Origin of the sequence: Vibrio hannami (genome assembly GCF_029589055.1) — a bacterium.
In the GTDB taxonomy this organism is placed as follows: domain Bacteria; phylum Pseudomonadota; class Gammaproteobacteria; order Enterobacterales; family Vibrionaceae; genus Vibrio; species Vibrio hannami.
The window spans coordinates 1,019,236-1,043,145 of record NZ_JARQZP010000007.1; the positions used below are offsets into that span (position 1 = coordinate 1,019,236).

14 protein-coding genes and 1 pseudogene are annotated in these 23,910 nt (G+C 51.0%); 5 read left to right on the forward strand and 10 right to left on the reverse strand.

Annotated features, from left to right (window positions below; translation table 11 throughout):
- Positions 1-5 precede the first annotated feature (5 nt).
- Positions 6-617 (forward strand): riboflavin synthase subunit alpha, encoded by a 612-nt coding sequence (locus tag P7F88_RS19080; RefSeq protein ID WP_277827332.1) that lies wholly within the window; start codon positions 6-8, stop codon positions 615-617.
- Here the strand turns inward: P7F88_RS19080 and P7F88_RS19085 are convergent.
- Positions 614-818, reverse strand: a pseudogene (locus P7F88_RS19085) (CPXCG motif-containing cysteine-rich protein). The gene P7F88_RS19080 and the pseudogene P7F88_RS19085 sit on opposite strands and share 4 nt — an antisense overlap.
- Positions 819-895: 77 nt before the next feature.
- Entirely contained in the window at positions 896-1,762 is an 867-nt protein-coding gene (locus P7F88_RS19090) for a fructosamine kinase family protein (protein ID WP_277827334.1), read from the reverse strand.
- Positions 1,763-2,015: 253 nt separating this feature from the next.
- Between P7F88_RS19090 and P7F88_RS19095 the strand changes: the two genes are divergently transcribed.
- A complete protein-coding gene (locus tag P7F88_RS19095) occupies positions 2,016-2,360 on the forward strand; it encodes a DUF3802 family protein (protein ID WP_277827335.1) in 345 nt (114 codons plus the stop codon).
- Positions 2,361-2,364: 4 nt separating this feature from the next.
- Here P7F88_RS19095 and P7F88_RS19100 read toward each other — a convergent pair whose 3' ends face one another.
- From P7F88_RS19100 to P7F88_RS19110, 3 genes are all read right to left on the reverse strand, one after another.
- Positions 2,365-2,871, reverse strand: a complete 507-nt coding sequence (locus P7F88_RS19100) for a C40 family peptidase (RefSeq protein WP_277827337.1) — start codon at positions 2,869-2,871, stop codon at positions 2,365-2,367.
- A gap of 128 nt (positions 2,872-2,999) precedes the next feature.
- The gene (locus P7F88_RS19105) at positions 3,000-3,611 is read right to left on the reverse strand and encodes an OmpA family protein (protein WP_277827339.1); all 612 of its coding nucleotides are present in this window, start codon (positions 3,609-3,611) and stop codon (positions 3,000-3,002) included.
- Positions 3,612-3,624: 13 nt separating this feature from the next.
- Positions 3,625-4,926, reverse strand: coding sequence for a TolC family outer membrane protein (locus P7F88_RS19110; RefSeq protein ID WP_277827341.1), 1,302 nt, complete (start codon positions 4,924-4,926; stop codon positions 3,625-3,627).
- Between the two features lie 430 nt (positions 4,927-5,356).
- Between P7F88_RS19110 and P7F88_RS19115 the strand changes: the two genes are divergently transcribed.
- Positions 5,357-18,664 (forward strand): Ig-like domain-containing protein, encoded by a 13,308-nt coding sequence (locus P7F88_RS19115; RefSeq protein WP_277827343.1) that lies wholly within the window; start codon positions 5,357-5,359, stop codon positions 18,662-18,664.
- Positions 18,645-18,935 carry a type I secretion C-terminal target domain-containing protein gene (locus P7F88_RS19120; RefSeq protein WP_277827344.1) on the forward strand — a complete coding sequence of 97 codons (291 nt, stop codon included), beginning with the start codon at positions 18,645-18,647 and terminating at the stop codon, positions 18,933-18,935. Before P7F88_RS19115 ends, P7F88_RS19120 begins: the two co-directional genes overlap by 20 nt.
- Before the next feature lie 100 nt (positions 18,936-19,035).
- On the opposite strand, the gene P7F88_RS19125 is transcribed toward P7F88_RS19120, so the two are convergent.
- Positions 19,036-20,229: a class I SAM-dependent methyltransferase gene (locus tag P7F88_RS19125; protein WP_277827346.1), complete on the reverse strand. Its 1,194-nt coding sequence runs from the start codon at positions 20,227-20,229 to the stop codon at positions 19,036-19,038.
- 129 nt (positions 20,230-20,358) lie between these two features.
- Here P7F88_RS19125 and yccX point away from each other — a divergent pair, with 129 nt between their 5' ends.
- A complete protein-coding gene (gene yccX / locus P7F88_RS19130; RefSeq protein WP_277827348.1) occupies positions 20,359-20,634 on the forward strand; it encodes an acylphosphatase in 276 nt (91 codons plus the stop codon).
- 91 nt (positions 20,635-20,725) lie between these two features.
- On the opposite strand, the gene P7F88_RS19135 is transcribed toward yccX, so the two are convergent.
- From P7F88_RS19135 to P7F88_RS19150, 4 genes are all read right to left on the reverse strand, one after another.
- Positions 20,726-21,055: a TusE/DsrC/DsvC family sulfur relay protein gene (locus P7F88_RS19135; protein ID WP_277827350.1), complete on the reverse strand. Its 330-nt coding sequence runs from the start codon at positions 21,053-21,055 to the stop codon at positions 20,726-20,728.
- 104 nt (positions 21,056-21,159) lie between these two features.
- Positions 21,160-21,822 (reverse strand): Bax inhibitor-1/YccA family protein, encoded by a 663-nt coding sequence (locus tag P7F88_RS19140; RefSeq protein ID WP_277827352.1) that lies wholly within the window; start codon positions 21,820-21,822, stop codon positions 21,160-21,162.
- 219 nt (positions 21,823-22,041) lie between these two features.
- Positions 22,042-22,791, reverse strand: a complete 750-nt coding sequence (locus P7F88_RS19145; protein WP_277827354.1) for an amino acid ABC transporter ATP-binding protein — start codon at positions 22,789-22,791, stop codon at positions 22,042-22,044.
- Positions 22,792-22,812: 21 nt separating this feature from the next.
- Positions 22,813-23,910: an amino acid ABC transporter permease gene (locus P7F88_RS19150; RefSeq protein WP_277827356.1), complete on the reverse strand. Its 1,098-nt coding sequence runs from the start codon at positions 23,908-23,910 to the stop codon at positions 22,813-22,815.

Below are 23,910 nucleotides of genomic sequence, written 5' to 3' on the forward strand. Positions count from 1 at the left end.
AATTTATGTTTACCGGAATTGTACAGGGGATGGCCGAAGTCGTCGCTATCGATAAAAAAGAGAGCTTTCAAACCCATACTATCCGATTACCCGAAGGGTTAGATGCAGGTTTAGAAATCGGCGCTTCTGTCGCTCACAATGGATGTTGCTTGACCGTAACTGGAATAAATAATGACGTTGTCACTTTTGATTTAATGCAAGCAACGCTTAAGCATACCAACCTTGGCGAGCTTGTAGAGGGGGACTGGGTCAACATAGAACGAGCGGCAAGATTTGGTGATGAAATTGGCGGGCACAGTATGTCTGGTCATATATCACTCACTGCTGAAATTGTTCAGGTGATAGATTCACCTAACAATCGCACGGTCTGGTTTGCCATGCCGGAAGAGGCGATGAAATACGTGCTGGCTAAAGGTTATATTGGCATTGATGGTTGTTCACTCACCATAGGAGAAGTCGAAGAAAGGCGCTTTAGTGTTCACCTTATACCAGAAACGCTTCAACGAACTTTATTCGGGCGAAAAGGTGAAGGTGAAAGGGTCAATATAGAATTTGATCCCCAAACACAGGCTATTGTAGATACTGTTGAACGTGTACTCGCTAACCAAAAAGCTTAGAAGTATTGTTCATCGTCAGCGTCAACGAATGAGATCGATGGCATCATTTTGTTCGTCTACCTGCATATTTAAATGAATTGCTCTGCAACACGCAGGGCAGTCATCATAGAACTCCTGACTACCATTAGATGCATCTAAGGTAATACCAATAGAGTAACCACAATGTGGACAAATAACATGTTTTTCGTAGTAACTTCTCATAGTTGCCTACCTTACGAGCGAAGCCTGAACAACCCCATACTTTAAGCATAGTATGGAGTTGTCAGTTTGGGTGTACCTTAGCTGGTAAAAATCTTATCCAGATATTGTTTTGCTTCATCAACGTAATGTCCGCCGAACATATTACAGTGGTTTAGAATATGGTAGAGATTGTAGATGTCTTTGCGTGACTGATATTCATAGCTTAGAGGGGTAATACTCTCGTACCCTTGGTAGAATTCTGGTTCGAAGCCACCAAATAATTCGGTCATCGCTATATCACATTCGAGGTCGCCCCAATAACAAGCAGGATCGTAGCAAATGGGGCCAAATGCAGTGTTAGATACATTCCCATGCCAAAGATCGCCATGTAAAAGTGATGGTTTAGGATGGTGGTTTGATAGCTTGTCATTTATTCCGGAAACTATGGAATCAATATCGCCGAACTGAATGTCTTTTTCGTTGAGCAATTGCAGTTGCCAGCCAATTCTCTGCTCTGAGAAGAAGCGGGCCCATTTCTTAGTCCAGCTATTTGGCTGAATGGTCAAGCCAATATGGTTATCCTGGTCGAAACCATACTCCTTTTGTTCTCCCCACTGGTGAAGTTTTGCAAGCTGTACACCAAACTCATAACTACGTTTTTGATCTTCAAGTGGTTTACTAGGCAAATAGTTCAGGATAATAAAAGACTTATCTTTACTTTGCCCCACGAGCACTAATTCGGGCACTGAAACGGTATTGGATAGTCTTAGCTCCTTTAACCCTTCCGCTTCTGACTCGAATATCGGAAGGTTTTCTCTTTCCTGTATTTTTAGAAAGTAGCGTTGGTCGCCGTCACTGATCATGTAGCACTCGCTTACACCACCACCCTCTAATTTTTGCTTCTCCCTTATTTGGAAAGTAAACATCAATGTATCAGAAAGTTGTTGAGAAATTGCTTGCCACATACACTCACTCCAGAATTGAATTACGCACCACTTGATTAATTTTAGGGCAATTTTTTACAAAATCAGGTGGTTAGTCGTTATTTTTATTGCTGGATTGTTGATATGCCTCATAAAGTACAAAAAAGATCGTCGAACACTCATCTTTTATCATTGAATTCATTGTTGAGGTGGCATCATTTAAGTTGATGATTTAGTATTGTTTAGTAAGCAATGCTAAATGTGAGTTATCACAATAGAATTTCTGGAGTATATAGTGGTTGTTGATACGGATGGCTATCTGGCTCTTATTGAGCACTTGACCTTTAATCTGGATGTATTTACATCTGGAAGCGGTGATACAGGTGAAGAAACTGTTGAAGACGTAGTAACGGATATGATCTCCAGCAATATCATGGCTTTGTTTGAGCAAAACCCAGAATTACACTCTAGTGTACGATTTAAGCTTCTGAAAGAAGTGGATTCTGTAGTCGAAGATTTGAGTGAAGTATTGGCTGGTGTTTGGCTTTCAAAAGCAACTAATGAACAGATCGTTTTTCTCGATGAGTATGTGGCGCTGGTTAAGAATCTATTTGATGTGGCTGTAGCGACTTACGACTAAACGCTCAATCAATTCTTCTTATTTGCCAGAATACAGATGACCAATATGGGTTATCGAGCCTGGAAATTATGACCCCTCTGGATGTAGACGCATGCATAAAGGCGTTTTCTCCAAGATATATTCCTACGTGTTTGTCTTTCCAAGTAGTTTTGAAAAATACTAAATCTCCGGCTTTGGCATTTTCATATTTTACTTCATAACCACTATTTAACTGATGTTCAGTTGTGCGTGGAAGGGTTTTATTCTGAGCTTTGTAGAAAACAGATTGAACGAATGCTGAACAGTCAACGCCTGATTTCGACGTACCACCAAATCGGTAAGGGGTTCCTTTCCAGGATTGATACTCGGTCCACAAGCCTTTTGTTTTATCGTTAGATGAGAGTGAGCTGCCAAGTTTTTCATCACTAACTGAAGGAGTACTGCTCATATTGGGTTTGCTGGTGCAACCGACAACAGACATCAGCAACGCTGAGGAAATTAAAGCAAGCTTGATTGAACGCCTGAAATTCATATAACCCAATCGTAATTAGTGATATGTAATAACTATACTAATTGAAATACGCTAATATGTCGCGGCAGAAATAAAAACAGCGGCTGAATCAGTCAGCCGCCGTTTTACATCATGCTGTTATGTGCGATTTATTTGGGGCGTTTTGTGAAAATAGTCCACTCTTTTAGGATAGATGCGTCATACCCAACAACTGAAGCGGTAACTCTGCGGTTTAGTGCATGGTCAACCTGAGACTCACCATCGCGATCCAATACGGTATCTCCATACCCGGTAATGGTGACTCTGCTAGGGTCGATACCTAGTTGTATGATGGCATCTCGCACTTCATTTGCTCTTTCTTTAGATAGGTTCAGATTATATTCTGCCGTGCCGACCTTGCTAGCGTAACCTTGAACCTCTATAGAAGTTTCAGGGTAACGTTCCAGAAACAAAACCATCTTCTTAATTTCGCCTATAAATGCAGGGCTAATTACCGAAGAGTCGTTGGTAAATAGAATTTTCAGCTTCAGATATTCTTGATCCTCAATAAGCGCCTCGCAGCCATAATTATCGACATCTGAGCCACTTGGTGTGGAATTACACTTATCTCTGGCGTTAATAACACCATCGGAATCATCATCTTGCAGGTCTGCTATCTGGTCAGGTTCAGGTGTCTGAATATAGTCATATTTATCTTCAGCACTCACTGGGCTTGAGAGTGCAAGAGCCAGAAACGAAAGAGAAATTAGTTTATTTTTCATTTTATATACTTCCTTACTCAACCTTCTCATTCCATTCCTGCGGAATGTCGACTAACAGTGCGTCCAATAATGTGCCAGTTGCGTTAAGAACGCGATATTTAGCGTACTGCTCATCATATTTTGCATCTAGATAACTTCGACGCGCCTCAAACAGTTCGTTTTCGGTGTTGAGCAAATCAAGCAGTGTACGTTGGCCAATTCGATATTGCTTCTCATAAGCGATAACAGTATCTGTCGTAGAGTCCACGTTATCGGCTAAGAATTCCATCTGTTGTAGTGTCAGGTCTAAAGCGCTCCATGAAAGGTGAAGACCTTCTTCAACATTTCGGAAACTTGAATCTCTCAAGTCTTTCGCTTTGTTAAGTTGATAGGCCATTCTGTCTTGCTCTGCAGCGTCTGAACCACCATTAAACAGGTTGTAGCGCATACGAAGCATCGCGGAGGTTTCATCGCGTCGTCCTTCTCGGCCATCTGCATCGTCATATAAACCGTGAGAAGCCTCGATTGAGAATGTTGGGTAGTTTGTACCTTTAGACTGTTCAAATTGATATTTAGCAGCCTGAACGTCTGCCGCAGCGACTTTTAGAACTGGATGGTTCGCTTTGGCGATTTCATTTGCTTGCTCTAAGGTTAGTGGCAGTGCCTCTTCATCTGCTCTTGGATATATTAATCCTTGTGGCGTTTGGCCGACGAGCTTTGTAAATTGAGTATGTGTATCGAAGATATTGTTCTGAGCGGCTAGCAGGTTGCTGTGGGCATTGGCGATACGAGCTTCAATCTGAGACAAATCGGCAGTAGAACCGATACCGGAGTCTACGCGGCGTTTAATGTCTTTATAGATTTTCTTGTGAACAGCAAGGTTACGTTCAGAAAGTTGAAGAACTTCGTGAGCCTTTACTGCTTCCAGGTAGACACTCGCTACTTCTAGCGCCAGATCCTGAGCATCTGCAATAAGCTGGTAGCGCATGGACTCAGCTTCAGCTTCTGTTCTGTCAATGTCTTTTAAAGTAGAGGAACCATCCCAAAGCAGCTGTGTTAGCGTTAATACGGCTTCCTTACGCGTAAGGTCCGTAGTATCTCCGGTTGCCGGATCTATTCGTTCATAACCAATACCTGCGTCTAAGTCCAGGCTTGGTAGGTATGCACCACTGGATACATTGTTCATCTCGACATAGCTCTTAAAGTCGTTATAAGAACTTTTTATATCGGGATTGGTGGAAATCGAGGTGGCAATTGCCTGTTCAAGTGTCTGGCTATTAGCTGTAAAGCTTAGCGACACAAGACAACCCAACACACTTAACCTAGTCCATTTCAAAATAGTTTCTCCAAATAGATCAACGGAAGCTTTATTTACGTAAATCTCATTCTAAAGTATGAGTTTGTAATAATAATGTTTAAAGTAATGTCCCTAAATGTTTCCATTCGTAACACAATGTTTTTCGGCTAGAAATAGCTTCATTGTCGAATAGGGTTATATCACGAGCAGCACTAGGGTAAACACGACAATACTAAATAATACAACCAATTATTGGAATAATTCACTCGATTATCAAAAAAAAATCTCATAAATGAGAAGAGAAAAAATAAAGTGCGACTAATACGACAAAAGTTTATCTATTCCCCCGAAAGTGTGGCTCCGGTTCCAACTCAATGTTAAAATCATACATTGCTGTGAATGTGTTTGTTTACAGAAATAACAATAATTAATTGAGCATTAAATATCGCTATCTACGTAAGGAAAGGTTATGAACATGTTGTTGGGAAGTGCCTCTGTTGTTGGTAAATACATCGTTATCGATATCAATGGCAATATTAAGGTTGTCGCTGATTTATCAGACCTTAAGCCCGGTGAAGTTTTACTTACTATTGATGATGTTTCGGTAGAGACTGGAGAAAACATCCAGGCGGGCATCGTAACCCCAACAGGTGAAATCTCTCCGATAGATGATGAAATTAACCAGATCTTTGCTCAATTAGAGGCCGGCGCGGACCCAACTTTAGTTGGTGATGAATTTGCACCCGCAGCAGGCGAAGGCGGACCACAAGGTTCAGCTTCAACAACAGCAGACAACATAGCAAGACAAGGCGATGAAACCATCGCAAGCACTTCTTTTGATACCACCGGCACCGCAGCTACTGGTATGTCTGAGACGCAGCGTTTGGCTTTGGTTGAGGTTTTGGAAACTACGATTGCAGCGGACGAGAACGACGGCCCAACCATCGAGGTGACGGCCGAGCCGGTCTTCGATGAAAACGACGCGGCAGCGGGCGATGTGGTGGCGACCTTCACGGCGAGCGACGAAGAGGACGGCACGCTGACGGTGGCGGGTGGTGATGTTGACTTCACGCCGGGCACCAATACAGAGGGCTACTACGAGTTCTCCGGCGAGAATGTGGTACTGACCCAGGCGGGTGTGGATGCGATCAACGCAGGCACCACACTGCCGGCGGTTGACCTGACGGCGACCGACAGCCTCAACGAAACCGCGAAAGACGACGCGACGCCGGCCTACAACGAGCAGAACGACGGCCCAACCATCGAGGTGACGGCCGAGCCGGTCTTCGATGAAAACGACGCGGCAGCGGGCGATGTGGTGGCGACCTTCACGGCGAGCGACGAAGAGGACGGCACGCTGACGGTGGCGGGTGGTGATGTTGACTTCACGCCGGGCACCAATACAGAGGGCTACTACGAGTTCTCCGGCGAGAATGTGGTACTGACCCAGGCGGGTGTGGATGCGATCAACGCAGGCACCACACTGCCGGCGGTTGACCTGACGGCGACCGACAGCCTCAACGAAACCGCGAAAGACGACGCGACGCCGGCCTACAACGAGCAGAACGACGGCCCAACCATCGAGGTGACGGCCGAGCCGGTCTTCGATGAAAACGACGCGGCAGCGGGCGATGTGGTGGCGACCTTCACGGCGAGCGACGAAGAGGACGGCACGCTGACGGTGGCGGGTGGTGATGTTGACTTCACGCCGGGCACCAATACAGAGGGCTACTACGAGTTCTCCGGCGAGAATGTGGTACTGACCCAGGCGGGTGTGGATGCGATCAACGCAGGCACCACACTGCCGGCGGTTGACCTGACGGCGACCGACAGCCTCAACGAAACCGCGAAAGACGACGCGACGCCGGCCTACAACGAGCAGAACGACGGCCCAACCATCGAGGTGACGGCCGAGCCGGTCTTCGATGAAAACGACGCGGCAGCGGGCGATGTGGTGGCGACCTTCACGGCGAGCGACGAAGAGGACGGCACGCTGACGGTGGCGGGTGGTGATGTTGACTTCACGCCGGGCACCAATACAGAGGGCTACTACGAGTTCTCCGGCGAGAATGTGGTACTGACCCAGGCGGGTGTGGATGCGATCAACGCAGGCACCACACTGCCGGCGGTTGACCTGACGGCGACCGACAGCCTCAACGAAACCGCGAAAGACGACGCGACGCCGGCCTACAACGAGCAGAACGACGGCCCAACCATCGAGGTGACGGCCGAGCCGGTCTTCGATGAAAACGACGCGGCAGCGGGCGATGTGGTGGCGACCTTCACGGCGAGCGACGAAGAGGACGGCACGCTGACGGTGGCGGGTGGTGATGTTGACTTCACGCCGGGCACCAATACAGAGGGCTACTACGAGTTCTCCGGCGAGAATGTGGTACTGACCCAGGCGGGTGTGGATGCGATCAACGCAGGCACCACACTGCCGGCGGTTGACCTGACGGCGACCGACAGCCTCAACGAAACCGCGAAAGACGACGCGACGCCGGCCTACAACGAGCAGAACGACGGCCCAACCATCGAGGTGACGGCCGAGCCGGTCTTCGATGAAAACGACGCGGCAGCGGGCGATGTGGTGGCGACCTTCACGGCGAGCGACGAAGAGGACGGCACGCTGACGGTGGCGGGTGGTGATGTTGACTTCACGCCGGGCACCAATACAGAGGGCTACTACGAGTTCTCCGGCGAGAATGTGGTACTGACCCAGGCGGGTGTGGATGCGATCAACGCAGGCACCACACTGCCGGCGGTTGACCTGACGGCGACCGACAGCCTCAACGAAACCGCGAAAGACGACGCGACGCCGGCCTACAACGAGCAGAACGACGGCCCAACCATCGAGGTGACGGCCGAGCCGGTCTTCGATGAAAACGACGCGGCAGCGGGCGATGTGGTGGCGACCTTCACGGCGAGCGACGAAGAGGACGGCACGCTGACGGTGGCGGGTGGTGATGTTGACTTCACGCCGGGCACCAATACAGAGGGCTACTACGAGTTCTCCGGCGAGAATGTGGTACTGACCCAGGCGGGTGTGGATGCGATCAACGCAGGCACCACACTGCCGGCAGTTGACCTGACGGCGACCGACAGCCTCAACGAAACCGCGAAAGACGACGCGACGCCGGCCTACAACGAGCAGAACGACGGCCCAACCATCGAGGTGACGGCCGAGCCGGTCTTCGATGAAAACGACGCGGCAGCGGGCGATGTGGTGGCGACCTTCACGGCGAGCGACGAAGAGGACGGCACGCTGACGGTGGCGGGTGGTGATGTTGACTTCACGCCGGGCACCAATACAGAGGGCTACTACGAGTTCTCCGGCGAGAATGTGGTACTGACCCAGGCGGGTGTGGATGCGATCAACGCAGGCACCACACTGCCGGCGGTTGACCTGACGGCGACCGACAGCCTCAACGAAACCGCGAAAGACGACGCGACGCCGGCCTACAACGAGCAGAACGACGGCCCAACCATCGAGGTGACGGCCGAGCCGGTCTTCGATGAAAACGACGCGGCAGCGGGCGATGTGGTGGCGACCTTCACGGCGAGCGACGAAGAGGACGGCACGCTGACGGTGGCGGGTGGTGATGTTGACTTCACGCCGGGCACCAATACAGAGGGCTACTACGAGTTCTCCGGCGAGAATGTGGTACTGACCCAGGCGGGTGTGGATGCGATCAACGCAGGCACCACACTGCCGGCGGTTGACCTGACGGCGACCGACAGCCTCAACGAAACCGCGAAAGACGACGCGACGCCGGCCTACAACGAGCAGAACGACGGCCCAACCATCGAGGTGACGGCCGAGCCGGTCTTCGATGAAAACGACGCGGCAGCGGGCGATGTGGTGGCGACCTTCACGGCGAGCGACGAAGAGGACGGCACGCTGACGGTGGCGGGTGGTGATGTTGACTTCACGCCGGGCACCAATACAGAGGGCTACTACGAGTTCTCCGGCGAGAATGTGGTACTGACCCAGGCGGGTGTGGATGCGATCAACGCAGGCACCACACTGCCGGCGGTTGACCTGACGGCGACCGACAGCCTCAACGAAACCGCGAAAGACGACGCGACGCCGGCCTACAACGAGCAGAACGACGGCCCAACCATCGAGGTGACGGCCGAGCCGGTCTTCGATGAAAACGACGCGGCAGCGGGCGATGTGGTGGCGACCTTCACGGCGAGCGACGAAGAGGACGGCACGCTGACGGTGGCGGGTGGTGATGTTGACTTCACGCCGGGCACCAATACAGAGGGCTACTACGAGTTCTCCGGCGAGAATGTGGTACTGACCCAGGCGGGTGTGGATGCGATCAACGCAGGCACCACACTGCCGGCGGTTGACCTGACGGCGACCGACAGCCTCAACGAAACCGCGAAAGACGACGCGACGCCGGCCTACAACGAGCAGAACGACGGCCCAACCATCGAGGTGACGGCCGAGCCGGTCTTCGATGAAAACGACGCGGCAGCGGGCGATGTGGTGGCGACCTTCACGGCGAGCGACGAAGAGGACGGCACGCTGACGGTGGCGGGTGGTGATGTTGACTTCACGCCGGGCACCAATACAGAGGGCTACTACGAGTTCTCCGGCGAGAATGTGGTACTGACCCAGGCGGGTGTGGATGCGATCAACGCAGGCACCACACTGCCGGCGGTTGACCTGACGGCGACCGACAGCCTCAACGAAACCGCGAAAGACGACGCGACGCCGGCCTACAACGAGCAGAACGACGGCCCAACCATCGAGGTGACGGCCGAGCCGGTCTTCGATGAAAACGACGCGGCAGCGGGCGATGTGGTGGCGACCTTCACGGCGAGCGACGAAGAGGACGGCACGCTGACGGTGGCGGGTGGTGATGTTGACTTCACGCCGGGCACCAATACAGAGGGCTACTACGAGTTCTCCGGCGAGAATGTGGTACTGACCCAGGCGGGTGTGGATGCGATCAACGCAGGCACCACACTGCCGGCGGTTGACCTGACGGCGACCGACAGCCTCAACGAAACCGCGAAAGACGACGCGACGCCGGCCTACAACGAGCAGAACGACGGCCCAACCATCGAGGTGACGGCCGAGCCGGTCTTCGATGAAAACGACGCGGCAGCGGGCGATGTGGTGGCGACCTTCACGGCGAGCGACGAAGAGGACGGCACGCTGACGGTGGCGGGTGGTGATGTTGACTTCACGCCGGGCACCAATACAGAGGGCTACTACGAGTTCTCCGGCGAGAATGTGGTACTGACCCAGGCGGGTGTGGATGCGATCAACGCAGGCACCACACTGCCGGCGGTTGACCTGACGGCGACCGACAGCCTCAACGAAACCGCGAAAGACGACGCGACGCCGGCCTACAACGAGCAGAACGACGGCCCAACCATCGAGGTGACGGCCGAGCCGGTCTTCGATGAAAACGACGCGGCAGCGGGCGATGTGGTGGCGACCTTCACGGCGAGCGACGAAGAGGACGGCACGCTGACGGTGGCGGGTGGTGATGTTGACTTCACGCCGGGCACCAATACAGAGGGCTACTACGAGTTCTCCGGCGAGAATGTGGTACTGACCCAGGCGGGTGTGGATGCGATCAACGCAGGCACCACACTGCCGGCGGTTGACCTGACGGCGACCGACAGCCTCAACGAAACCGCGAAAGACGACGCGACGCCGGCCTACAACGAGCAGAACGACGGCCCAACCATCGAGGTGACGGCCGAGCCGGTCTTCGATGAAAACGACGCGGCAGCGGGCGATGTGGTGGCGACCTTCACGGCGAGCGACGAAGAGGACGGCACGCTGACGGTGGCGGGTGGTGATGTTGACTTCACGCCGGGCACCAATACAGAGGGCTACTACGAGTTCTCCGGCGAGAATGTGGTACTGACCCAGGCGGGTGTGGATGCGATCAACGCAGGCACCACACTGCCGGCGGTTGACCTGACGGCGACCGACAGCCTCAACGAAACCGCGAAAGACGACGCGACGCCGGCCTACAACGAGCAGAACGACGGCCCAACCATCGAGGTGACGGCCGAGCCGGTCTTCGATGAAAACGACGCGGCAGCGGGCGATGTGGTGGCGACCTTCACGGCGAGCGACGAAGAGGACGGCACGCTGACGGTGGCGGGTGGTGATGTTGACTTCACGCCGGGCACCAATACAGAGGGCTACTACGAGTTCTCCGGCGAGAATGTGGTACTGACCCAGGCGGGTGTGGATGCGATCAACGCAGGCACCACACTGCCGGCGGTTGACCTGACGGCGACCGACAGCCTCAACGAAACCGCGAAAGACGACGCGACGCCGGCCTACAACGAGCAGAACGACGGCCCAACCATCGAGGTGACGGCCGAGCCGGTCTTCGATGAAAACGACGCGGCAGCGGGCGATGTGGTGGCGACCTTCACGGCGAGCGACGAAGAGGACGGCACGCTGACGGTGGCGGGTGGTGATGTTGACTTCACGCCGGGCACCAATACAGAGGGCTACTACGAGTTCTCCGGCGAGAATGTGGTACTGACCCAGGCGGGTGTGGATGCGATCAACGCAGGCACCACACTGCCGGCGGTTGACCTGACGGCGACCGACAGCCTCAACGAAACCGCGAAAGACGACGCGACGCCGGCCTACAACGAGCAGAACGACGGCCCAACCATCGAGGTGACGGCCGAGCCGGTCTTCGATGAAAACGACGCGGCAGCGGGCGATGTGGTGGCGACCTTCACGGCGAGCGACGAAGAGGACGGCACGCTGACGGTGGCGGGTGGTGATGTTGACTTCACGCCGGGCACCAATACAGAGGGCTACTACGAGTTCTCCGGCGAGAATGTGGTACTGACCCAGGCGGGTGTGGATGCGATCAACGCAGGCACCACACTGCCGGCGGTTGACCTGACGGCGACCGACAGCCTCAACGAAACCGCGAAAGACGACGCGACGCCGGCCTACAACGAGCAGAACGACGGCCCAACCATCGAGGTGACGGCCGAGCCGGTCTTCGATGAAAACGACGCGGCAGCGGGCGATGTGGTGGCGACCTTCACGGCGAGCGACGAAGAGGACGGCACGCTGACGGTGGCGGGTGGTGATGTTGACTTCACGCCGGGCACCAATACAGAGGGCTACTACGAGTTCTCCGGCGAGAATGTGGTACTGACCCAGGCGGGTGTGGATGCGATCAACGCAGGCACCACACTGCCGGCGGTTGACCTGACGGCGACCGACAGCCTCAACGAAACCGCGAAAGACGACGCGACGCCGGCCTACAACGAGCAGAACGACGGCCCAACCATCGAGGTGACGGCCGAGCCGGTCTTCGATGAAAACGACGCGGCAGCGGGCGATGTGGTGGCGACCTTCACGGCGAGCGACGAAGAGGACGGCACGCTGACGGTGGCGGGTGGTGATGTTGACTTCACGCCGGGCACCAATACAGAGGGCTACTACGAGTTCTCCGGCGAGAATGTGGTACTGACCCAGGCGGGTGTGGATGCGATCAACGCAGGCACCACACTGCCGGCGGTTGACCTGACGGCGACCGACAGCCTCAACGAAACCGCGAAAGACGACGCGACGCCGGCCTACAACGAGCAGAACGACGGCCCAACCATCGAGGTGACGGCCGAGCCGGTCTTCGATGAAAACGACGCGGCAGCGGGCGATGTGGTGGCGACCTTCACGGCGAGCGACGAAGAGGACGGCACGCTGACGGTGGCGGGTGGTGATGTTGACTTCACGCCGGGCACCAATACAGAGGGCTACTACGAGTTCTCCGGCGAGAATGTGGTACTGACCCAGGCGGGTGTGGATGCGATCAACGCAGGCACCACACTGCCGGCGGTTGACCTGACGGCGACCGACAGCCTCAACGAAACCGCGAAAGACGACGCGACGCCGGCCTACAACGAGCAGAACGACGGCCCAACCATCGAGGTGACGGCCGAGCCGGTCTTCGATGAAAACGACGCGGCAGCGGGCGATGTGGTGGCGACCTTCACGGCGAGCGACGAAGAGGACGGCACGCTGACGGTGGCGGGTGGTGATGTTGACTTCACGCCGGGCACCAATACAGAGGGCTACTACGAGTTCTCCGGCGAGAATGTGGTACTGACCCAGGCGGGTGTGGATGCGATCAACGCAGGCACCACACTGCCGGCGGTTGACCTGACGGCGACCGACAGCCTCAACGAAACCGCGAAAGACGACGCGACGCCGGCCTACAACGAGCAGAACGACGGCCCAACCATCGAGGTGACGGCCGAGCCGGTCTTCGATGAAAACGACGCGGCAGCGGGCGATGTGGTGGCGACCTTCACGGCGAGCGACGAAGAGGACGGCACGCTGACGGTGGCGGGTGGTGATGTTGACTTCACGCCGGGCACCAATACAGAGGGCTACTACGAGTTCTCCGGCGAGAATGTGGTACTGACCCAGGCGGGTGTGGATGCGATCAACGCAGGCACCACACTGCCGGCGGTTGACCTGACGGCGACCGACAGCCTCAACGAAACCGCGAAAGACGACGCGACGCCGGCCTACAACGAGCAGAACGACGGCCCAACCATCGAGGTGACGGCCGAGCCGGTCTTCGATGAAAACGACGCGGCAGCGGGCGATGTGGTGGCGACCTTCACGGCGAGCGACGAAGAGGACGGCACGCTGACGGTGGCGGGTGGTGATGTTGACTTCACGCCGGGCACCAATACAGAGGGCTACTACGAGTTCTCCGGCGAGAATGTGGTACTGACCCAGGCGGGTGTGGATGCGATCAACGCAGGCACCACACTGCCGGCGGTTGACCTGACGGCGACCGACAGCCTCAACGAAACCGCGAAAGACGACGCGACGCCGGCCTACAACGAGCAGAACGACGGCCCAACCATCGAGGTGACGGCCGAGCCGGTCTTCGATGAAAACGACGCGGCAGCGGGCGATGTGGTGGCGACCTTCACGGCGAGCGACGAAGAGGACGGCACGCTGACGGTGGCGGGTGGTGATGTTGACTTCACGCCGGGCACCAATACAGAGGGCTACTACGAGTTCTCCGGCGAGAATGTGGTACTGACCCAGGCGGGTGTGGATGCGATCAACGCAGGCACCACACTGCCGGCGGTTGACCTGACGGCGACCGACAGCCTCAACGAAACCGCGAAAGACGACGCGACGCCGGCCTACAACGAGCAGAACGACGGCCCAACCATCGAGGTGACGGCCGAGCCGGTCTTCGATGAAAACGACGCGGCAGCGGGCGATGTGGTGGCGACCTTCACGGCGAGCGACGAAGAGGACGGCACGCTGACGGTGGCGGGTGGTGATGTTGACTTCACGCCGGGCACCAATACAGAGGGCTACTACGAGTTCTCCGGCGAGAATGTGGTACTGACCCAGGCGGGTGTGGATGCGATCAACGCAGGCACCACACTGCCGGCGGTTGACCTGACGGCGACCGACAGCCTCAACGAAACCGCGAAAGACGACGCGACGCCGGCCTACAACGAGCAGAACGACGGCCCAACCATCGAGGTGACGGCCGAGCCGGTCTTCGATGAAAACGACGCGGCAGCGGGCGATGTGGTGGCGACCTTCACGGCGAGCGACGAAGAGGACGGCACGCTGACGGTGGCGGGTGGTGATGTTGACTTCACGCCGGGCACCAATACAGAGGGCTACTACGAGTTCTCCGGCGAGAATGTGGTACTGACCCAGGCGGGTGTGGATGCGATCAACGCAGGCACCACACTGCCGGCGGTTGACCTGACGGCGACCGACAGCCTCAACGAAACCGCGAAAGACGACGCGACGCCGGCCTACAACGAGCAGAACGACGGCCCAACCATCGAGGTGACGGCCGAGCCGGTCTTCGATGAAAACGACGCGGCAGCGGGCGATGTGGTGGCGACCTTCACGGCGAGCGACGAAGAGGACGGCACGCTGACGGTGGCGGGTGGTGATGTTGACTTCACGCCGGGCACCAATACAGAGGGCTACTACGAGTTCTCCGGCGAGAATGTGGTACTGACCCAGGCGGGTGTGGATGCGATCAACGCAGGCACCACACTGCCGGCGGTTGACCTGACGGCGACCGACAGCCTCAACGAAACCGCGAAAGACGACGCGACGCCGGCCTACAACGAGCAGAACGACGGCCCAACCATCGAGGTGACGGCGAACAACTTCACCGAAGACGCTGCCAACGTGGTGGAAGGCGCAGTAGCCGCAACTTACATGACCAGCGATGAAGAAAATGACGATGTCACCGTAACTTGGACTGCAGCGACTGGCAGCCCAGAAGATGGTAATGGCAACGCCCTGTACGAGCTAAACGGTGATGGTACAGTGACGCTAACTGCGGAAGGTGCGGCGTATGTGAATGCGGGTAATGACCTTCCAGTAGTTGATCTAACAGTCACGCAGGATGATGATACGAGCCTGACAGATAGTGACAGTGCAGACCCAGATGTAACTCCAGTGAACGATGCGCCGCAAGCAGCAGATGACACATATTCCACAGGCCTAACTGGTCACTACTATGGGTATAACGATCAAAACACCAAAGCGCTAAATATTGACAGTGTTGATGATGCGCTAGCCGTAATTCGTACGAAAGAACCAGACGTAACATTCCAATCTACAGATATCGATTACGCTCTTGACTCCGGCGATGGTAGTGTAGCTTCTAATAGCCAGCTTAAGGATTTCTTGGGGCATGATGCAGATTCAGCTGTCGGAACTGTGCCTGATGATAGTACTGATGGCGTATTCCATCTAACCGGAGCGATTTATCTTGACGAAGGTAGCTACGCTCTAAAAGTTAATGCAGATGACGGATATATGGTGAAGATCGACGGGCAAATTGTTGCAATAGTTGATAAAAACCAGAGCCCACATGAGTTAACACATGATGTATTCTCGATATCTGAGTCAGGCTACCATACGGTTGAAATTATATATTGGGATCAGGAAGGTAATGCGGTTCTTGATATCGATATAGGTCAGTATGATGAAGACGGTAATTTAGTAGGCGAATTTTCACCTCTATTAGATGCTCCAACATTGGGTGATGAACTTGTTGCGGTTGAAGGTGAAACGTTAACTATTTCACCAAGTACATTGCTGTCGAACGACTCAGATCCTGAAAATGATCCACTTGAGATCGTGTCAGTGGCAAACCCAACTGGCGGTACAGTAGAGCTTCTTGACGGTAATGTTGTATTCACGCCGACAGAGGGTTTCAGTGGTGAGGCAACATTCACTTATACCGTAAGCGATCAGAATGGCAATACAGATGATGCAACTGTTACTGTATACATCGCTCCAATTTCTAACGGATTGTCAGTTAGTGCCGAACTAGTTACGAGTACGACAACACCTACTGATAGCCTAATAGAGTTCGTTAACAGTTCTTTGGAGAACTATTCCGGTTCTAACTCACCAACTAGTGGTGACGACATTCTTCAAGGAAGCTACCTGGATGGGGGTAGTGGTAACGATATACTTGTTGGTGGAGCTTCGGTAAATGATTATCTAATTGGAGGCAACGACAATGATATTCTTATCGGTGGTTCGGGAAGCGGATCCCATGAGTTGCAGGGTGGTTCTGGAGACGACTCCATTGTCGGTTTGAATAAAAACTCATCAATCTCGTATCGTGGAGGCGAGGGTAATGACTCAGCCTATATTCCTGGCTCTGCAGCTGATTTTAACTTCGATTATGATAGTTCTTCAGCTGGTTATCAGGTTCGCTTAACACCAAGTGACGGAACTACTGGAACTCATGATTTTTATGATATCGAATATTTCTATTTCGATGACGGTAAATACGAATTCGATGATGATGGTAACCTTGTAAAAACTGCAGAGATATATGACTTAAATATCGATGTCGATCTTGTCGATAACGATGGAAGTGAAGTTATTACTGAAGTTGTTGTTGGGAATGTTCCTGATGGCGTGAGTTTGTCCATTGGTGTCGATAATGGCGATGGAACCTGGACGATACCAGCTGATGCTCTCGATTCAGATGGTAAGGTTACTGTAAAGGTAGAATCTCCTGTTGGTGTTACTCCAGGTTTCGTTGTAACAGTTGGAGCGCAGGAAGTTGACTCTAACGGAGAAGCGCTAGACCTACCTCGCTATGCTAAGGCTGAGACGGGTAGTATTTTCACCCCAGGAACTAACCCTAATGGTGACAACCATGATATCCAGGGGGGAGATGGTGATGATGTCTTGCTTGGTGACACTGGTGGCTTTGTTACTAATGTAGTTCCGGGAGTAAATTACAATATTGCTCTTGTTGTTGATGCTTCGGGTAGTATGATCTCATATGTATATGATAGTGATGGAAACCACCTGCTCAATTCTGATGGGTCTTACATGACTCGGATGGATATGATGCAACAAGCACTGACAAACCTGGTTAATTCATACGCGGGGCATGACGGAACCGTTAATATCAGTTTGATTGGCTTCGATGATAATATAGATGTCAGCTTTGAAGCTCTTGATATAAAAGAAAGTTCATCGGCTTTAGCTGACTTGCTGGATCGAATCGAGAATAACTTACCAGTAGGTGGTGGTACCGATTATAGTGTCGGTTTCTCCGAAGCTAACGATTGGTTTGCCAGCTCAACAATCAGCTCAAATGATTACGAGAACATAACTCTGTTCCTAACAGATGGAAAGCCAAATGACGGCACTGTTGCCGGTGCTTTAACTGAATACAATGAGTTGGTCACAATTCATAACTCTAAAGTTGTCGCTGTTGGTATGGGCAGCGATATTGATGACTCAATTCTTAAGTTCTTTGACAACACATCTACTACAGGGCTAGAAGTAGTGCCGGGTGCTGAGGATAGAGTTAAGGCTCTCGATGTATCCGAATCAAATTATTCTACCGGGGGTAATGGTAGGGTTAGTGTGTCTAACGACAAAATTGAACTGGAGGACAGGGATAGTCAGGCCAATGCTGATGACGCTGCGATATGGGTAAGTAATTGGATTTCTGTTTCTAAAGACTCAAGTTCTATTGAGTTTGATATTTCGCTCAAGCATAGTAATTTCACATGGACTTTATTGAAGTACGATTCATCAACTACCAGTGCTGTCGTTATTTCCTCAGCTGAGTTGAGCTCCCACAATGGAAGTAGCACTGTTTCAATAGATGATCTGGATAGTGGTGATTATTACTTGGTTTTGGAGCATGATGCTTCTAAGAAAAACAGTGACACTTCCGCTCTGGTCAGTGATATCTATGTAGTATCAGATGTCGTAGCGCAAGCCGGAGAAGCTCAGATAGTTGGTACTCCTGATGAGCTTGAATCTGTTCTACAATCCGGATATGTTACTAAAAACATAGCTGATATGGGCTCGGATACGGTTTCTGGTGGTGAAGGCTCAGATATATTATTTGGCGATAGTATAAACACTGACAATCTACCGTGGGGTGAAAGTGGCAACCCAGCTAAACCGGCAGATCTAGAAGACGGAGCTGGTTTAGATGCGCTTGAAACGTTCTTAGAGCTGAAGCATGGTGTTGCCCCTAGCGAACTACAAGTATACGAATACATTAAAGAGAACCATGAGTTATTTAATGTTGATGGTGATACTCGAGGTGGAGACGATACCTTATATGGTGGTGAAGGTGATGACATCCTATATGGACAGGGTGGTTCCGATACGCTTGTTGGTGGCCTAGGCAACGATATCCTTGTTGGTGGAGCTGATGCCGATATCTTCAAGTGGGTAGATGGCGATTCTAGATGGTAGCACCGATACCATTAAAGACTTCGACGTAAGTGAAGATGTAACGGGGTATAAGGGTGACAAGATTGATCTAAGCGACCTGTTCGGTGACGCTACAGATACTGATATAAGTACTATTCTTAGCGGTATCGAGCAATCTGCCAGGAATACTGATGATGGTGTAGCTATCGAGGTTAGAAATAGTGCTAACGAACACGTTACGATTGAATTGGATGGATTATCTACTACGGATATTACCGCTCATTTGACTGACATGTTCATTATCAAAGACTAACAGCTAGGCAAATTAAAAAACCGGGATTGAAAAATCCCGGTTTTTTTGTGTCTTGTTAGAGTTGGTTGGCTAAGCTCAGCTCTTTTCGTTGCTCTGTACCTTAAAACACCCGACAAGCAAATCCTTTCAGATAAAACCCTTCTGGATATGCGCTATCCACAGGGTGATCTGCTGCTTGCTCAAAACGTTCTACAAACTTCACCTGACGTCCTGAATCTACTGCTGCATCGGCAATCACTTTCTGGAATAGGTCTGCGCTCATTAGACCTGAGCAGGAGTAGGTGAGTAGAGTCCCGCCTGGCTTCAGGATTTGCATGGCTAGCATATTGATGTCTTTATAGCCGTTAGCGCCTGAGGTTAGGTTGTTTTTGCTGGATACAAACTTTGGTGGATCCATGATCACAACATCGAACTTTGTGCCCTGATCACGATATTCACGTAGTAGCTTAAATACGTCTGCATTCAGGAATACCGCACGTTTTTTAGATATATCAAATTCGTTTAGCTCCGCATTGTGCTTTGCCGTATCCAATGCAGGTTGTGATACATCAGCGTTGATTACGCGTTTTGCTCCGCCTTTAAGTGCGTATAAACCAAATCCGCCAGTGTAAGAGAAACAGTTAAGTACTTCTTTGTCTTTCAAATACTTTGTTGATTGTTCACGACTGTCGCGCTGATCGAGGTAGAAACCCGTTTTATGGCCATTCTTAATATCAACCGAGATCTTTACACCGTTTTCTTCAATGACAACTGATTCAGGTGGCTCTTCACCATAAAGAACGCCTACTGTTTCTTTTAAGCCTTCTTTTTTGCGTACCGCTACATCAGAACGCTCATAGATATTGCTATCAGGGAATACTTCATTCAGAGCTTCTACCAGTATCTGCTTCTGATATTCAGCACCAGCGCTTAGTAGCTGACAGACCAGATAGTTCTGATAACGGTCGATCGTGATGCCTGGTAAGCCATCCGACTCTGCTGCGATTAAACGGTAACCTGTGAGGCCATCACGTTCGATGCAGTCTTCACGTAATAGTTGTGCTTGCTGAATGCGTTCAACGAAGAAGGCTTTGTCTATGTTCTTTTTATCAAACGACCATACGCGGGCGCGAATTTGGGAAGTAGGAGAGTAGGCTGCTTTTGCAAGCCATTGCCCGTTTTGTGCAAAAACATCTACGGTTTCACCACTTTCTGGGCTGCCTTCTACTTTTTCAATACCACGGGAGAAAATCCACGGGTGTTTTCTGCGAAGTGATTTGTCGCGACCTTTTGCAAGATAAATAGAAGCAGTCATAAGATGTACCAGAATATGTTAAATGGGGCGGTATTGTCCTTGATGAAGAAAGCAAAATCAATTCTTATGTCACAGTAAGTTATAGGTGTTGCGCTAAGATTGTAAAAGATAGAGTAAAGGAGCTTACAGATGGATAAAATCAGTTATAAGTTCACGGTGGAAGGTACGGTTCAGGGCGTTGGGTTTCGTTACCATACATGTCATGAAGGGCTGAAGAGAGGGCTGACCGGGTATGCAATGAATCTTGATAACGGTGATGTCGAGGTTGTCGCTTGCGGGAGTGAGTCTCAGCTAGAAGATTTTATTGAGTGGTTAAAGATTGGACCCAGAATGTCCAGAGTTACCAAACTCACCTGGGATGAAGTTCCTTTTAAAGCGTATAAAGGATTTCAAATAACATACTGATTTGTAGAGTCAGGAAAACGTGGCCTTTTAGAGCAGGCAGAAAATAGATCCCGAATGTTGCTGAGTCTCATCCGGGACGATGGGCTAATCGCTACAGGCATTTTGCCGGTTTTGGCAGTCCAGCTAGCTTGGTCGCTTGTTTCGCAGGACCTTTCTTGAATAGCTTAAACAGGTATTTACTGTTGCCTTTCTCTGGGCCGTGTTCTTTCTCTACGGCTTTTACTAACATGCGAACTGCCGGGGAAGTATTAAACTCTTCATAGAACTTACGCACAAAGAAGATGATTTCCAGATGGTCATCGGTAAGTTCAATGCCCTCATCTTCTGCCAGGATTGCTATCATACCTTCTTGCCATTCTTCGTGGTTTAGTAGGTATCCTTCTTTATCTGTTTCTATTGTTTTTCCGTTGAATTCAAACATAAACGTGTCTTGCTTGTTATTTTCGAAAAAGGATACTCCTTTTGTCAGAAACAAAAAAGCCCGGATTTGAATCCGGGCCCTTAGAATTTTTGACAACGTATGGATTAATCGTCGTTCATAACACCTAGAATGCTTAGCAGGCTGATGAACATGTTATAGATAGATACATACAGAGTCACAGTTGCAGAGATGTAGTTAGTTTCACCACCGCGAACAATCGCTTGAGTCGTCAGCAGGATTGCACCCGTTGAGAACAGGATGAACATACCGCTCATCGCCAGTGAAAGTGCAGGCATCTGTAGGAACAGGTTAGCAATGAAGCCAACAAGGATCACTACGAAGCCAGCCATCATCATACCGTTCAGGAATGAAAGATTGCGTTTTGTAGTAAGTGCGTATGCTGAAGCAGACATAAACGCTAGAGCCGTACCGCCAAGCGCGGTCATTACAACATCACCCATACCCGCACCAAGGTACATACTTAAGATTGGACCTAATGTGTAACCAAGGAAACCAGTGAATAGGAAGGTAAATACGATACCCATGCTGTTGTTACGGTTCTTTTCAGTCAGGAAAAGCAAGCCATAGAAACCAACCAACATAATGATAAGGCCAGGATGTGGTAGGTTAAGAGCCATAGATACGCCGGCTACCACAGCAGACCAGATTAGTGTCATTGAAAGCAAAAAGTATGTATTACGTAATACTTTGTTTGTTTGCAGCACGCTCTGCTCAGTAGAACTGCGTGATACCATTGGACTGTTCATATTCTTCCTCAAAAGGTAACTGACTTATTTATTACTTAGTTTATATATTTGGCTAGAAGTTTCAAATTTCAAGCCATGTTAGAAATTAATAATAGCGAAAAGTTTGTTTAATCAAAAAGATAACTTTTTCGAAAGGTGTAACAAAATGTTATACCGAATAATTTCTAAAAATAAAGGCGGACAAGCCGCCTTTATAGAACCTATTGTTATGCAAAACCCTTAGTGACTCAAGATCTGGCTCAGGAAGTTTTGAGTTCGATCAGACTGAGGGTTCTCAAAGAAGTCGACTGGGTTGTTTTCCTCAATGATTTCGCCCGCATCCATAAAGATAACTCTGTCTGCCACTTCCTTTGCAAAACCCATCTCGTGAGTCACACAAAGCATCGTCATACCTTCGTTGGCTAGCTCTACCATAACATCCAGTACTTCGCGAACCATCTCTGGGTCAAGAGCGGAAGTTGGCTCATCGAACAACATAATACTTGGGTTCATACAGAGTGAACGAGCGATCGCTACACGCTGTTGCTGACCACCAGAAAGCTGACCAGGGTATTTATGCGCCTGCTGAGGGATCTTAACGCGCTCAAGGTATTTCATTGCGATCTCTTCAGCTTCTTCCTTAGGCATTTTCTTTACCCAAATCGGAGCCAGAGTACAGTTTTCCAGAACGGTCAGGTGAGGAAACAGGTTAAAGTGCTGGAAACACATGCCAACTTCTTTACGTACTGCCTCGATATCTTTCAGGTCTTCTGTAAGTTCATTACCTTCAACATAGATGTGTCCGCGCTGATGTTCCTCAAGTCGGTTAATACAACGAATCATCGTTGATTTACCAGAACCAGAAGGGCCACAGATAACGATTTTCTCACCCTTTTTTACTTTAAGGTTTATGTCTTTAAGAACGTGGAACTCACCGTACCACTTGTTCATATCTTTGATTTTGATTACGTGTTCATTCTGTTGCGTCATAATACGTCCTTGAACCTCTAATTAACGTTTGTGGCCGGTGTGCAGTTTATTCTCTAGGTAAATCGAGTATCTCGACATACCAAAACAGAACACCCAGAACACTAACGCGACAAATACATAACTTTCGATAGCAAAGCCTAACCATTCAGGGTCGGTGTTTGCTGCCTGACCAATACCCAGTACATCAAACATACCGATGATCAGTACCAGACTGGTATCTTTAAACAAACCTATAAAGGTGTTTACGATAGAAGGAATTGTGATCTTTAATGCCTGAGGCAGAATAATCAGACGGGTTTTTTGCCAGTAGGAAAGCCCTAAAGCGTCTGCTGCTTCATACTGTCCTTTTGAAATCGCCTGAAGGCCACCACGGATAACCTCTGCCATATAGGCTGCACTGAACATAACCACACCGATAAGTGCACGAAGTAACTTATCGGTTTCTGAACCTTCAGAAAGGAACAGAGGTAGCATAACTGAGGCCATAAACAGTACGGTAATCAGTGGTACGCCACGCCATACTTCGATATAGACAGTACACATACTTCGGATGATTGGCATTTCAGAACGACGTCCTAATGCCAAAGCAATACCTATTGGCAACGATACGACAATACCAACCAGTGCAATGATCAGTGTAACCAGTAGGCCACCCCATTTATGGGTTTCAACCACTTCCAGTCCAAACACACCACCGTATAAAAGCGCTGCAATAATGAACGGGTAGATGTTTACAAAGAACAACCAGATCCAGGTACGCTTTGGTGTCTTCTCATACATCAAGGCGGCAATAAAAATAGCAAGCGTTGCGTAGAACAGGCGAGGGCGCCACAGTTCAGCTTCTGGATAGAAGCCGTACATAAACTGCTCCCAACGTACGCTGATAAATACCCAGCAAGCACCATCACGGCTACATGCATCGCGTGTGGTTCCAACCCAATCTGCTTTCAGTAGTGCCCAGTCGGCGATAGCCCAGATTAGGGAAAGTGCGAAATAGCCTAAAACAAAGGTTAAAACAGTATTTACAGGACTGTTAAACAAATTTTTGCGAAGCCAGCCAACGACACCTACGGTATTTGCCGGTGGTGGGAGATCTTCTTTAAACTGATGTACTGCCAT

Coding starts and splice junctions, on each gene's coding strand:
- P7F88_RS19080 (WP_277827332.1), top strand. CDS start 6: ATGTTTACCGGAATTGTACAGGGGATGGCCGAAGTCGTCGCTATCGAT.
- P7F88_RS19090 (WP_277827334.1), bottom strand. CDS start 1,762: ATGTGGCAAGCAATTTCTCAACAACTTTCTGATACATTGATGTTTACT.
- P7F88_RS19100 (WP_277827337.1), bottom strand. CDS start 2,871: ATGAATTTCAGGCGTTCAATCAAGCTTGCTTTAATTTCCTCAGCGTTG.
- P7F88_RS19105 (WP_277827339.1), bottom strand. CDS start 3,611: ATGAAAAATAAACTAATTTCTCTTTCGTTTCTGGCTCTTGCACTCTCA.
- P7F88_RS19115 (WP_277827343.1), top strand. CDS start 5,357: ATGAACATGTTGTTGGGAAGTGCCTCTGTTGTTGGTAAATACATCGTT.
- P7F88_RS19120 (WP_277827344.1), top strand. CDS start 18,645: ATGGCGATTCTAGATGGTAGCACCGATACCATTAAAGACTTCGACGTA.
- P7F88_RS19125 (WP_277827346.1), bottom strand. CDS start 20,229: ATGACTGCTTCTATTTATCTTGCAAAAGGTCGCGACAAATCACTTCGC.
- yccX (WP_277827348.1), top strand. CDS start 20,359: ATGGATAAAATCAGTTATAAGTTCACGGTGGAAGGTACGGTTCAGGGC.
- P7F88_RS19135 (WP_277827350.1), bottom strand. CDS start 21,055: ATGTTTGAATTCAACGGAAAAACAATAGAAACAGATAAAGAAGGATAC.
- P7F88_RS19140 (WP_277827352.1), bottom strand. CDS start 21,822: ATGAACAGTCCAATGGTATCACGCAGTTCTACTGAGCAGAGCGTGCTG.
- P7F88_RS19145 (WP_277827354.1), bottom strand. CDS start 22,791: ATGACGCAACAGAATGAACACGTAATCAAAATCAAAGATATGAACAAG.
- P7F88_RS19150 (WP_277827356.1), bottom strand. CDS start 23,910: ATGGCAGTACATCAGTTTAAAGAAGATCTCCCACCACCGGCAAATACC.